This is a genomic window from Rhizobacter fulvus, assembly GCF_964020785.1.
Genome location: NZ_OZ224516.1, coordinates 4,477,841 through 4,490,402, shown reverse-complemented (window position 1 = coordinate 4,490,402; position 12,562 = coordinate 4,477,841). Strand labels below are relative to the sequence as shown.

Sequence of the window (12,562 nt, the reverse complement as noted above, 5' to 3'; positions counted from 1 at the left end):
GGAGGCATCCATGGATCGAACCTCAGAAACCCGCCGGGATTTCTTCAAGAAGGCGGCGTACGTCGCGCCGGCCATCTTGACGCTCCAGGCTGCTCCTTCGTATGCCAAATCAGGGTCCGAGAAGCCGGACAAAGGACCCAAGGACGGCAAGGGCCACGGGAAGTCGGCAATGGACAACACGAGTTCGATCACCGGCGCACCGCTGTCGTCACAACTTCCGAGCGCTTAACGTTTCGTTCGGTTGGCTGCGGCGTACGTTTCTGTGGCTCGCGAGCTGTCGTTCAGGACGCTCGGACAGCATGTTTCGATTCGATGTGACGACGTCGAAGCAGCAGAATTGCTGGCCTTCTGTTTCTCCGCCATTCGTGACAGTGGTGGGGGCGGTGAAACTGGTTCCACGCCGGTTCTGACCTATCTGGTGCGACGGATTCCTTCCGAGCGGATACAGCTGATTTGCCCGGCAGAACGCAGCGTGGAATGCGAAGGCTGGGACGACGTCCTCTACGCACTTGAGCACGACCTGACCGTATCACTGCAACGCAAGCGACCCGAACTCCTGTTCATTCATGCGGCCGCCCTTGAACGTTCCGGGCGGGCTTACCTGCTCGCGGGAGCGTCCGGAGACGGCAAGTCAACGACTGCCTGGGGTCTCTTGCATCGCGGCTTCAATTATCTCAGCGATGAATTGAGCCCCATTGATGTGAGCACGTTGCGCGTGCATCCCTATCCGCGTGCATTGAGTCTGAAGCGCTTGCCACCGACCTCGCACCCGCTACCTGCCGCGGGTGTACGCCATTTGAAAGACACGGTGCGCATCGGCGCGGAGACCATCCCCGTATCAGGAATGCGGCTCTGCCCTATCGATTCCATCGTGTTCGTCCGGCACGACCGTCTGCGCGCGTCGCCGACGTTGCGAAGGCTGAGCTCGGCAGAGGCCGGCGCACGTCTGTACACGGCGTCGCTGAACGCGCTGGCTCACCCTGATCAGGGTCTGGATGTCGCTCTGCGAACCGCGTCTCGGATGCGATGCTTCGAGCTCGAAGCCGCCGACCTGACGCGCACCTGTGACCTGTTCTGCGAGCAAGTGCCAGTCAGGTAGGAGCGGGAACAACGGCGGCGCACCGCCTGACCCAGGCCGCGCGCAAGCATCTGGCTAGGACGGTCCCAGTTCGCCCTGCGCCGGCACCCCCATGGGATGGACCGGCCCGGCGTCGAATTCACTCGCATCGGTCAGCGTGATCAGCCCGGCCGCCTGCTCGGGCGGGCCGGCGAGCCACAGGTCGGTGTCCTCGGGCGCGATCGGGATCACGCTGCGCTTGTCCTGCCGGTCGGGCGCGAGCTTGGGATCGGGCTTGTGCATCCGCCGCATCAGCGGGTGCGCGTCAGCGTTGAGGGTGAGCATCGTGTAGCTCTCGTGGATCTCGCCGGTCGCGAGGTCGGTCCAGACGTTCCACAGTCCGGCCAGGCCCCACAGCGCGCCGTCGGCGCGACGAAAGCGCCACCAGACGTTCCTGCCGCTCTCCCAGTTCGGCTCGTCGAACGAGGCGGCCGGGATGATGCAGCGCTGCGCGCGCGCCCAGGGCTGCTTGAAGGTGGCCTTCGACGCCAGCTCTTCCGAGCGCGCGTTGCAGGTCGAATAGGTCAGCTTCGGCGTCTTCGCGAACCAGGGGATCAGGCCCCACTGCCCGACGACGAGTTCACGCTGGAACTCGGTCGAATCGCGCGCGGCGCGCAGGAACGCACCGGGCCGCTGCGGGAAGATCTCGCCGCCTCGCCAGGGGTTGCGGCGGTCGATGCGCCAGTGCCGTTCGATCGCGGCGGCATCGGGCGAGACATAGCGGGTGCACATCGGCCCGATTCTCGCAGCGCGTCGCCCCGCCGGGCGCCTGCGTCAGACCGTCGCGCGACGGCGGTCGTGCGGTGTCGCGGCCCCGGCGCGCGGCGGCTCCTGCACCTCCAGCGGCGGCACGGTGTCTTCCCACGCCGTCGAGTGGAAGCTGCGGTTCGGGCCGGCGGCCGACCACTGGGCGCGGCCCCGTTCGAGTCGTTCGTCGCGGCGGGTCAGCCACCAGTCGACGCCGATCCAGGCGGCGAACACGGCGGCGAGCAACAGAACGGCAGTCAGCATCGGGGCTCCTCGGTGCCGCTGCCGGCACGGGGCGAGCGGTCAGGCAGAAATTTAACCAATTGTTGCCCGATTGGAACCCCTGCGAATGGAGGTTTGCGGTTTCGCGACGCTCAGCTGATCTGCTTGAACGCCATCACCGCCTGGTTGCGCAGCGTGCGCAGCAGCGACAGCTCCTTCTCGCCGAGCGCGATCCCGCCGGGCTGGGCCTTGTCGGCATAGATCAGCGCGAAGGGCGCCCCCTTGATCTGCATCGGCAGCAGCAGGAAGGCCGGCGCGTTGACACTGGACCGGTACCACGCAGGCAGCCGCGCGCCGATGTGGGCCACGGTCGCGTCGGCGATCAGGGTGTCCGCGCCTTTGATGCAGACCGCCGCGAACAAGTCGCCGCCCGCCTTCAGCGGCACCTTGAAACCCTTGGCGACCGCCTCGGCCCCTTCGCCGAGACCGAACCGGCCGGTCAGCGATTCGGTGCGCGGGTCGCGCAGGCAGAACACCACGCGGCGAAAGCCGAGCGCGCGGTACATCGTCTCGAGGATCATCCGCAGCACATCGTTGAGCTGGAAGTTCTCGACCATCGTGTTGGTGATGTCCTGGATGCCCGCGGCCAGCACCTCGGCGGCGTTGTCCAGCGGCGTGCGCGGCGGCTGCTGCTCGAGCGTGACGGTGGCCTGCAGCGCGTGGGGCACCAGCGAATCGTCGCGCGGCACCGCGAGCGTGGCCTCGTGGCCGTCGGGCGTCGCGAACAGGCGCCGCGCGGGCGATTTGGCACCGACATGCAGGTTCATCGCCTGCGCCATGCTGACCAGGCGCTGCTGCGCGGTCTCGGCCGCCGCCTGGATGGCGTCGGCGCCGATGCCGAGCGAGCGCGCATAGCGCTTCGCGACGTCGGCCACCTTGGCCTTCGCCTGTTCGGGCTCGCAGCGCAGGATCGCGTCGGTGATCTGGTTCGCGGTGAAGGTCAGCCAGCGCAGCCGCTCGATCGCATCCTGCGGCGCGCGCGACGGGGGCTCGCCGGTCGGCTTGCGCATGCAGCCCTGCAGCGCGGCCGGCAAGCCCCAGGCCTGCGCCACGCCCAGCCCGAGCGCCTCGAAGCTCAGGCCCAGCACGCTGACCGCGGCCGACTCCTCGCCGACGACCGGCGCCGTGCCCTGCCCGCCGGCGGCGACGATGCCGCGCACCTGGCGCGCCTCGTCCGGAAAGTAGTACTCGGTCAGCAGCCGGCCGAGGTTCTGGAACATCGCGCCGATGAAGGCCTCCTCGCCGGAGCGCGTCAGCCCGCCGAGTTCGCTCGCCAGCATGCCGGCCATCAGCGAACGCAGGAACTCCTCCTTCAGCAGGTTGGCGTGGCCCTTGTCGTGCATGTGCTCGAGCAGCACCAGGCTCATCGCCAGGTTGCGGATGCCGGCGAAGCCGACGAGCGCGACCGCACGCGACACGGTACTGATGCTGCCGCCGGCGTTCGAGTAGGTGGCGGTGTTGACCAGGCGCAGCAGCTTGTTGGTGAGCGCCACGTCCTTCAGGATCTCGCTCGACAGGCTCGCCAGGCTTTCGTTCTCGGAATTCGCGACCCGCTGGATGCGGACCACGGAATCGGACAGCGCCGGAAAGTCGCTCTTGTGGCGCATGCGGCGCAACAGGAAGTCGAGCGTGCCGTTCTGGCCCGGCGCCGGCTGGACCGCGTCGGGAGAGGCCGGCGCCGGCGCGAGCCAGCCCTGCAGCGCGTCGCGCAGCGCCTGCGCGCTGGGCCAGCGGCGAGCAGGATCGCGCTCCAGCGCGCGGCGCAGCAGCGCGCGCAGCGCGTCGTCGGCTTCCGACAAGTCGCCCGGCAGGCGCAGGTCTTCGTTTGCGATGCGGCGCATCGCGCGGTACGGGTCGCGCTCGTTGACGAGCTTGGCGCCGCTGAGCATCTCGACCAGCACCAGTCCGGCCGAGAACACGTCCATCGCCGCGGTCGGCGCGCCGCCGCGCGTGGCCTCGGGCGACATGTACCCCGGCGTGCCGACGATCTGGTCGAGCGCGCCCGGATCGTCGAGCCGGGCCGCGATGCCGAAGTCCATCACGCGCGCCCGGCCGCTCGCATCGACCAGGATGTTCGAGGGCTTCAGGTCGCGGTGCACGATGCCGGCGAGGTGCGCGGCCTGCAGCGCGTCGAGCACGCCCGTCATCATCGAGCAGGCCTCGGTGGCCGGCAGCGCACCGCGCGCCTTCAGGTGCTGGGCCAGCGTCGGGCCCGGCACGTACTCGAACACGAGGTACGGTTGGGTGCCGTGCAGGTCCGCCTCGAACACCGGCACGATGTTCGGGTGGGTCAGCCGGCTGACGCTGCGCGCTTCGCGCAGCCACTCGCCAACGGCCAGCGCATCGGCGGCGGCCTCCGGATGCATCAGCTTGACGGCGACCTCGCGCTCGAGGCGGCGGTCGAAGCCGAGCCACACGCTCGCCTGCGCGCCCTCGCCGAGGACACGCTTGAGTTCGAACCGCCCGACGATCATGCCGCGGCGCCCGGCTCGGCAGCGCCGGCCGTCGCGCCCGGCGCGTCAATGTCGGCCGTCACCGCGGCGAAATCGCCGCGTCGTGGCGTGGGAAGCGGAACGCCCTTGCGCAGCGCCTCGCGCGCGGCCTGCAAGGCGTCGCCGACATCGCGGGCGTTGATCCCAAGCGCACGCCCGTAACGTTGCGCCACCTGGCCGATCGCCGCGAGCGCGCGCGGCCCGGTCGGACTCCCGGCGGCCGCGACGGCATCGACCACGTCGTTGGCGGCGCTGGCGGTCAGGCGCAGCACCTCGGCATCGGAATCCGGCCGGCGCACCGGCGCCTCGCGCGGCAGGCGCCGCACCATGTGCATCACGTCGTCGCCGAGGCCCCAGTGGCGGCCCACGGCCGTGCCGAGCGCCTCGATCTCGACCCCGATCACGGCGCAGGACGCGGCCTCCTCGCTCAGGCCGGGCTGCTCGGCAACGTGTGCATCGCGGTTCGCGAGCGCGGGTTTCATCAGCTGCTCGATCTGCTCGGCCTCGTCGGCGAAGTGGTAGCGCAGCATCAGCCGGCCCAGGTTCTGCAGCAGCGCGATCAGGTAGACGACCTGCGCGTCGTAGCCCTTGGGTCGCAGCGCCTGCGCGGTCTGGCCGGCCAGGCGCACGTGGTCGAGCGTGACCTGCAGCGCGGCGGCCTGGGTCTCGTTCAGCGGGCCGGGCCAGGGGCGTAGCGTGTTCGCGGCCAGGCGCACGCCGTTGACGCCGATCAGCGAGATGATCCGCCGCAGCGTCAGCACCGGGCCGTTGCCCTGCACCTGCGTCCCCTGCACCTGCGCGGAGTTGAGCGTGCGCAGCAATTCGAAGCTGAGCGCCATGTCGTCCAGCACCTGGTCGGCGATCTCGTCGGTGCGCTGGCTTTCGACGTTGGTCACGCGGGCGACCCGCGCGGCCAGGCCGGGAAGCGCCGGCAGGTGGCCGACGCTGTGGAGCCGGTCGATCAGCAGGCCGATCGGCCCGCCGCCCTCTTCCGACTGGCTGTCCAGCCACCCGGTCAGCGCACCGAGGAAGGTGCGGGTGTTCTGGTAGCGCAGCCGCTCCTGCCCCGACGTGCAGCGGTTGGCGATCGCGCGCAGTGCCTCCGGGATCGGCAGCGGCGTGCTCCACGGCAGGCGCACCAGCTCGCGCCCGAGCGGCGCGATCCGGCCGATCACGAGCGCGGTGTCGGGCTGGTCGAGCACCGGCTGGCCGGTGAGGAGGTGCTGCAGCAGGATGCCGGCGGCGAGAAGGTCGCGCGCGGCGGCGGCGCGCCGCGCGCGCAGTTCGCCGGGGTCCATCGCCATCGTGCGTTCGATCGAGCGGCCGCGCGCGGCCTCCTGCGCCATGCGGGCGGCGTCGCCGGCCACGCCCAGCCCCATCAGGCTGACCCCGCCGCGTTCGTCGATCAACAGGCTGTGCAGTTGCAGGTCGAGGTGTGCCACGCCGGCATCGTGCGCGAATGCGAGGCCGTGCAGCAGGTCGGTGACCCAACCGACGACCTCGGCCGGCTTCGGGTTGGGGTGCAGCGCCAGCCATTCCTTCAGCGTGATGCCCTGGCTGCGCTCGACGGCGATGAACGGCCAGTGGTCCTGCACGCCGATCTCGGCGACCAGCGCCAGGTTCGGGTGGTCAAGGCGGGAGCCCAGGCGCACGTCGCGCTGCCAGTGTTCGAGCGCAGCCGCGTCGGTCGGCTGCACGCGCGGCAGGCTGAGCATCGTCTCGGCGCCGCTGCGGGGGTCGTGGGCGAGCCAGACCATCGTGCCGGCGCTCTTGCCGAGCAAGCGGCGCAGCTCGAAGCGGCCGAACGCGCGGGTCGGGTTGGCGTGAGCCGGGGATTGGGGCAAGGCGTTGGCGGCCATCGGGACGGTCGTGAAGTTGTCCAATTGGAAACCGGGCCGCACCGTGCCAGTGCACCGATCAGGCGGCGCAACACCGTCCAAATGACTGGATTGGCCGCGCGACCGTCAATCGATCTCGAGCACCGCGCCGCTGCCGGTGATGAAGGCGCAGCGCACGCTCGCGCCGGGCTGCGCGCCGCGCACGGCCGCCCGGTAGCGCAGCAACTGGACGCGGTACTCGTCGAGCTGCTCGGGGGCGTGGGACAGCTTGTAGTCGAGCACCCACCAGGTGGCGCCGCCGGGCTCGTCGAGTCGCACCAGCCGGTCGATGCGCAGCGCCTCGCCGTCCATGCTCACCGGCACCTCGTTGCCCGCCCAGGCGAGCTGTGGGCCGGTGAAGAAGCGGGCCGCGTCGGGACTGCGCAGGATCGTGCGGGCGAGCGCCGCGACGGCAGCGGGGGGCGCGTCGAATTCGGCCGCGGCGGCGTGGGCGAGCTCGGTCCAAGTCGCGTCGTCGGCGGCGTGGGCGCCGGTCGCGGCGGCCCATTCCAGCGCGCGGTGGACCGCCTTGCCCAGCCGCGTGGCGTCGGTGTCCGGCGCGCGCGGCGGGCGGCGTTCGGGTGCCGGTCGCGGCGCGAAGGCCAGGGTCAGCAGCGTGGCGGGCGGCAGCGTCGAATCGTCCGCCTCGGTGTGCGCCGGTTCGATCGGCCAGGCGTCGCCTAGCGGCTCGACCCGTGCCCACCACGGCGCCGCGCCGGCCCGACGGAACGGTTCGGTCGCGCTGAACACCAACCGCTGCCTGGCGCGGGACATCGCGACGTACAGCCCGTTCAGCTCCTCGCGTTGCCGCGCGTCCAGCTCCGCCGCGAGCACGCCCTTCAGCGACTGGGGACACTGCGACTCGGCGTAGACGAACGCGCAGCGCCGCGGCGCCCCGGCCTCGACCGGCCAGTCGATCAGCAACGTGGCGGTCCCGGGATTCTTGGGCTCGGGGTCGGCGTCCATCACGAACACCACCCGCGCCTCCAGCCCCTTCGCGCCGTGCACCGTCAGCAGCTGCACCGCATCGGCATGGCTGGGCGACGCCGCCTTGATCGCGCGGCGCCGCAGCGCGCGGACGAAGTTGTAGGGCGTGGCGTAGCGGGCGCCATCGAGCGTCAGCGCCTGCGCGAGCACGGCGTCGATCGTGTCCAGCGCCGCGGCCCGCTGTACCGGCGGCACCGTCGCCGCGACGCGCTCGCGCAGCCCGCCCTCGTGGACGATGCGGTCGAGCAGGTCGTGCGGCGGCAGCGTGCGCGCCGCCGCGCGCCAGCGCGGCAGCAGCGCGCGGGCGCGTTGCAATGCGGGGCGGGTGTCCACCTCCCCTTCGACAAGCGCCTGCCACCAGTCGCCGTGGTGTTCGGCGAGTGCACGGTGCGCCAGCGCGATCAGGTCGGCGTCGCTGGCGCCGAAGAGCGGACTGCGCAGCGCCTGCGCGAGCGAGAGGCGGTGCCGCGGCGACGCCAGGGCGTCCAGCAGCGCCACCAGATCGCGGGCCTCGGGCGCGTCCATCAGCGCCGTCTCCTCCACCGCGGCATACGGCACCCGGCGCGCACGCAGCGCCTGCGCGACGAAGCGCAACGACTCGCGCTTGCGGCTCAACACGAAGATGTCGCCGGGCGCGACGCCCTCGTCCGCCACCAGGCGAGCGATCGCGTCGGCGACGAGCGCGGCTTCGCGCTCGCGCAGCACCTCCTCGGGCTCGTGGCGCGGCACGCTCAGCGTGTCGCGCCACAGCATCGGCTGGTCGTCGTCGCTCGCGGCGCGCGCCACGCGCGGCGGCCGGGGCACGCGCGGCAGCAGCGCCACGCCGGCAGCCGCGTCGGCGTCCAGCTCGGTCGTGTGCGGCCGGAAGCCGTCGAACTCCCCGCCACGCTGGGCCTGGTCGAACACGGCATTCAACGCCGCCAGCACCTCGGGCCGGTTGCGCCGCGTGTGGTCGCAGGCGAGCATGCTGCCGCCGAGGGCCTCGACGACGAATCGGCGCGCGGCCTCGAACACGCGCGGCTCGGCGCGGCGGAAGCGGTAGATGCTCTGCTTCGGGTCCCCGACGATGAACACGCCCGGCGGCCGCTGCCCGCTCGCACCGCCGCCGGCACCGGCGTAGGCAGCGAGCCAGGCGTGCAGCGCGTGCCACTGCAGCGGGCTGGTGTCCTGGAACTCGTCGATCAGGACGTGGCGGATGCGCGCATCGAGGCGCTCCTGCACCCAGCCGGCGAGCGTCGCGTCGCGCAGCAGCGCGAGACCGCAGCGCTCCAGGTCGGACATGTCGGCCAGCCCCCGGCCCTGCTTGTAGCGCGCGAACTCGGCCAGCAGCACACGGCCGAGCCGCACCATGCGCAGGTGCTCGACGTGGCAGTCGAGCTGGTGGATCTGCGCCGCGATGGCTTCGAGTTCGGTCTGCACGCCGAGCAGTTCGGCGATCTGCCCGAGCTGCTTGCGCGGCGTGCCCTTCTCGGTGAACAGCGCGTCCCAGGCGTGCTCGAAGCGGACCTGCGCTTCGCTCGCCGCGAGCGCGAGCGCCAGGCTGGTGGCGGCATCCCTGGCGCGCGCGCCGCCGAGGCCGAGCGCACGCTCCAGGTCGCGCAACGTCGCCTCCCACGCGGCGCCGAGCAGCGCCTGTGCCGGATGCGAGCCGTCGAGGTGAACCTGCGGCGCCGGAACGCTTTCCTCGAGCACACCGGCGGCGTCGGCGAGCTCGAACTCGACGCGCTTGTCCCACGCGGCCTCGAGCCACTTGCGCGTCTGGGAGCGACCGCGCCGCGCGATCATCGCCGCGTGGTCGGCGCGCAGCGCCGGCTCGGCGAGCACCGCCGCATGGAAGCGGCGGAACACCTCGCCACGGTGGTCGGCCGGGTCCTCGACCAGCTCCATGTCCTGTTGCAGGCCGAGCTCGTCGAGCAATTCCAGCGGCGCCGCCCGCAGCAACTGCGAGAACCAGGCGTGGAAGGTGCGGATCTCGACCGTTCGCCCGCCCGCCAGCAGGCGCGCGTGCAGGGTGGCGAGCTGGGGCGCGAGACGCTCGGCGTCGGCCGGCAACAGGCCGCGCTCCACCAAGGCGCGCACGCGCACCGCCTCGCTCGCGGCGGCACCGAACGCGCGCAGCCATTCGTTGAGCCGGTCGCGCATCTCGCCGGCGGCCTTGCGGGTGAAGGTGATGGCCAGGATCTCGTGAGGCTGCGCGCCGTCGAGCAAGGCGCGCAGGATGCGCGAGACGAGCATCCAGGTCTTGCCGGCGCCGGCACAGGCCTCGACGACGACGCTGCGCCGCGGGTCGCAGGCGAGCGCGTAGAAGGCGTCGCGGGCGATCGGCCGGCCGTCGGCGAGGTAGGCGGGGCCGGTCGTCATCGCGGGACCGCCTTGGTCGCGGCATCGGCGGGCGCCTCGGCCCAGTGATCACGACGGCAGATGCCGCGCGCCGCGCAGTGCTCGCAGGTCGAGCCGACGCCGAGCGCCGGCAGCCCCGCGCCGGCCTGCAGGCGGCGCAGGTCGTGCGCGAGCCCGTCGACGAGCGCGGCGGCGCTGAATTCGACTTCCGGGTGCGGCACCTCCTCGATCCCGCGCGTGCCGTCGAGCGCGAGGTAGCAGGCGGTGATCGGCTGCGTGCCGCGCTCGCGCATCAGCGCAGCGTAGAACGCAAGCTGGGTGTCCTCGAGCGGGTCGCGCACCTTCTCGCGCAGGCTGCTCGCGCTGCCGGTCTTGTAGTCGATCAGCTCGAGGACGGTTTCGCCGGGCGCGCGGCGCTCGTCGATGCGGTCGATGATGCCGCGCAGCTCGATGCCGGTGACGCCGGGCAGCGCCAGCGTCGCCTCCGCTTCGCCGGCAAGCCAGTGCGCGCCCGTCGCGTCGCGTGCATGCAGCCAGGCGATGTAGCGCGGCGCAAAGGTCTCGAACGACGCGGCGAACGGCAGGAAATCGGCATCGGCGATGCCCTGCGCGGCCTGGCTGGTGCGCGCGAGCGCAAGCAGCCGAGCGGTCTCGACGGCGCTCGCCTCGGGTGCCGCCCGCGTGCGGTGGAAGTCGTACAGCACCGTGTGCAGCCAGGTGCCGTAGTCGCGCTTCTCGACTTCGCGTTCGAGTTCGTCGTCCTCCCGCAGCCGCAGCATCGAGAGCGCGAAGAAGCGGTACGGACACGCGCGCAGCGCCTCGCTGGCGCTGGCGGACAGGCGCGCCGGCAGCAGCTCGGGCGCGGCCGGCGCCGTCATGTGGACCGGCGTCGGCGGATGGGCGACAGCGGCGCGCGGGTCGTGCCACGCGGCCAGCGCGCGGCCCCGTTCGGCGAGCGCGAGCGCAAGGCGTTCGACGAGCGGGCTGTCGGCCAGCGGCTCGCTGCCGTCGACGCGGCGGCGCATGAAGGTCACCCGCGGCACCGCGAGCAGCTGCGCGAACGCCAGCAATTCGGCACGCCGGCGCGCCGCCGGGGTCGGCAGGCCCAGCGCGGCCGCGATCGGCTCGCTGACCGGCGTCGTCGCAGGCGGCATCGCGCCGAGACGCTTGTCGTCGGCGCCGGGGACGACGGCGGCCGCGAAGGTGCGCAGCATCGCTTGTGCGAGCGGCGTCACGATCACCTCGGGCGGCGCATCGAATTCGGCCGTCGGCCGGAAGGTGGCCTGCTCGAGCACGCCGTCGACCCAGTGGCGGAATTCGTGGAGTGTCATCACCGCCTGCGCGGCACCCGCCGTCCAGGCCAGCGCGCCGGACGCCGCGGGCGTCAGGCGAAGTGCCAGCAGCACCTGACGGCCGGCGTCGTCGTCGCGCAGCAGGTCGAGCGCGCCGCAACGCTTCAGCGCTTGCGCCAGCGCCGCGAGCCACGCCGGGAGCGGCTGCCGGCGCACCGCGGCCAGTTCCGCGAGCGCTTCGGACGCAGTGGCCCACAGTCGCGCGGCCGGCGGATCGAGCGCAGCGGCATCGAGCGCGGCGGTGCGCGCCAGTTGCAGGCGGCGGCAATTCGATTCGAGCGCGGCGACGGCGTGGTCGGCATCGGTGCGTCCCCACGCGGTGCCGGCTTTCAGCCAGTCGAGCAGTGCATCGGTGCCGGCATCGGGCCGCGCGGCATGCAACAGGCTCATCACCTGCGCCGCGGCGCGGGTCGTCGACAGGGTCCAGCCGGTCTCGTCCAGCAGGCGGACGCGATGGCGCTCGAGCAGCGCGCGGATGCGGCGCACCAGCACGCGGTCCTGCGCGATCAGCGCGACCGGGCTCTCGCCACGCCCGAGGTGCAACAGCACCTGAGCCGCCGCGCATTGCGCCTCGTGCTCGAAGGCGTCGCAGAGGGCGTGCGTCGGCGTGGCATGGTGTTCCATGGAAGGGAACGGGTCGTCTTCAGGCGCATCGGTGTCGATCAGCAGGCACGGCACGCGCGCTTCCCGCATCACCCGGTCGACGAGCGTGTCGGGCCCGCCGGCCTGCACGGCGATCCATGCCGACGGCGCGGCACGTTCGAACAGCCGGTCGGTGGCCGGCGCCGGCGCGACGCTCGCCCACTCGAGCGCAACGCGCGTCAGCAGTCGCTCGCTCGCGCCCGGGCCACCGATCGGCATCATCAACTCGCGCGCCGCGGCCCAGTGGGCGGCGCGCGCCGCCGGCGGGACGGCCGCCGCCGCGCGCGCCATCTCCTGTGCCGTCGCGACGACGATGCGCACCGCCTGCTCGAAGCCACGCTGATCGCGCCGCGCCCACGCCGCACCCCACGTCTGGGCGCGCAGCAGCGCGGAAGCGCTGAGCGCATCGAGCGTCGGATCGAAGCTGAGCTCGCCGGCACGCGGCGCCACAGCAGGGCCCAGGCCCTGCGCGAACGTGCGCGTCGTCTCGATCCGCGGCATCCATCCGCCGTGCCGGGCGAACGCCCCGCGCGCTTCAGGAAGCAACTGCGCGAACGGGACCAGCAGCACCGCATCGATCAACGCGACGCGCTCGACGGCCGCCCAGGCCGCCACGTCGGCCGCGATCGCATCCCAGCGCGGCGCGCGCGCACCGCCGATTTCAAGAGCCCGCCGGACTATCGTTGCCATAGGAATGAAGAGGGGCGCCGAGGGCGCCGTGCACCG

8 protein-coding genes are annotated in these 12,562 nt (G+C 72.3%); 2 read left to right on the top strand and 6 right to left on the bottom strand.

What is annotated here, in order from left to right; genetic code table 11:
* The first annotated feature begins 10 nt into the window (after positions 1–10).
* Both ACWH49_RS21390 and ACWH49_RS21385 read left to right on the top strand, forming a co-directional pair.
* Complete coding sequence (locus ACWH49_RS21390; RefSeq protein ID WP_448173293.1) at positions 11–229, top strand: hypothetical protein; 219 nt, start codon at positions 11–13, stop codon at positions 227–229.
* A gap of 12 nt (positions 230–241) precedes the next feature.
* Positions 242–1,099, top strand: coding sequence for a hypothetical protein (locus ACWH49_RS21385; protein ID WP_448173292.1), 858 nt, complete (start codon positions 242–244; stop codon positions 1,097–1,099).
* A gap of 54 nt (positions 1,100–1,153) precedes the next feature.
* Here ACWH49_RS21385 and ACWH49_RS21380 read toward each other — a convergent pair whose 3' ends face one another.
* From ACWH49_RS21380 to ACWH49_RS21355, 6 genes are all read right to left on the bottom strand, one after another.
* Positions 1,154–1,849, bottom strand: a complete 696-nt coding sequence (locus ACWH49_RS21380) for an SOS response-associated peptidase (protein ID WP_448173291.1) — start codon at positions 1,847–1,849, stop codon at positions 1,154–1,156.
* Positions 1,850–1,891: 42 nt separating this feature from the next.
* Positions 1,892–2,128: a hypothetical protein gene (locus ACWH49_RS21375; protein WP_448173290.1), complete on the bottom strand. Its 237-nt coding sequence runs from the start codon at positions 2,126–2,128 to the stop codon at positions 1,892–1,894.
* A 110-nt stretch (positions 2,129–2,238) separates the two neighbouring features.
* Positions 2,239–4,620 (bottom strand): protein kinase domain-containing protein, encoded by a 2,382-nt coding sequence (locus ACWH49_RS21370; protein WP_448173289.1) that lies wholly within the window; start codon positions 4,618–4,620, stop codon positions 2,239–2,241.
* A complete protein-coding gene (locus tag ACWH49_RS21365) occupies positions 4,617–6,497 on the bottom strand; it encodes an HDOD domain-containing protein (protein WP_448173288.1) in 1,881 nt (626 codons plus the stop codon). Before ACWH49_RS21365 ends, ACWH49_RS21370 begins: the two co-directional genes overlap by 4 nt.
* 105 nt (positions 6,498–6,602) lie before the next feature.
* The gene (locus tag ACWH49_RS21360; protein ID WP_448173287.1) at positions 6,603–9,863 is read right to left on the bottom strand and encodes a UvrD-helicase domain-containing protein; all 3,261 of its coding nucleotides are present in this window, start codon (positions 9,861–9,863) and stop codon (positions 6,603–6,605) included.
* On the bottom strand, positions 9,860–12,526 hold the full coding sequence (locus ACWH49_RS21355; RefSeq protein WP_448173286.1) for a PD-(D/E)XK nuclease family protein: 2,667 nt from the start codon (positions 12,524–12,526) through the stop codon (positions 9,860–9,862). Before ACWH49_RS21355 ends, ACWH49_RS21360 begins: the two co-directional genes overlap by 4 nt.
* Positions 12,527–12,562 lie beyond the last annotated feature (36 nt).

What these genes read in the sequence shown, in the direction of transcription:
- ACWH49_RS21390 (WP_448173293.1), top strand. Translation starts at nt 11, where the DNA reads ATGGATCGAACCTCAGAAACCCGCCGGGATTTCTTCAAGAAGGCGGCG.
- ACWH49_RS21380 (WP_448173291.1), bottom strand. Translation starts at nt 1,849, where the DNA reads ATGTGCACCCGCTATGTCTCGCCCGATGCCGCCGCGATCGAACGGCAC.
- ACWH49_RS21375 (WP_448173290.1), bottom strand. Translation starts at nt 2,128, where the DNA reads ATGCTGACTGCCGTTCTGTTGCTCGCCGCCGTGTTCGCCGCCTGGATC.
- ACWH49_RS21370 (WP_448173289.1), bottom strand. Translation starts at nt 4,620, where the DNA reads ATGATCGTCGGGCGGTTCGAACTCAAGCGTGTCCTCGGCGAGGGCGCG.
- ACWH49_RS21365 (WP_448173288.1), bottom strand. Translation starts at nt 6,497, where the DNA reads ATGGCCGCCAACGCCTTGCCCCAATCCCCGGCTCACGCCAACCCGACC.
- ACWH49_RS21360 (WP_448173287.1), bottom strand. Translation starts at nt 9,863, where the DNA reads ATGACGACCGGCCCCGCCTACCTCGCCGACGGCCGGCCGATCGCCCGC.
- ACWH49_RS21355 (WP_448173286.1), bottom strand. Translation starts at nt 12,526, where the DNA reads ATGGCAACGATAGTCCGGCGGGCTCTTGAAATCGGCGGTGCGCGCGCG.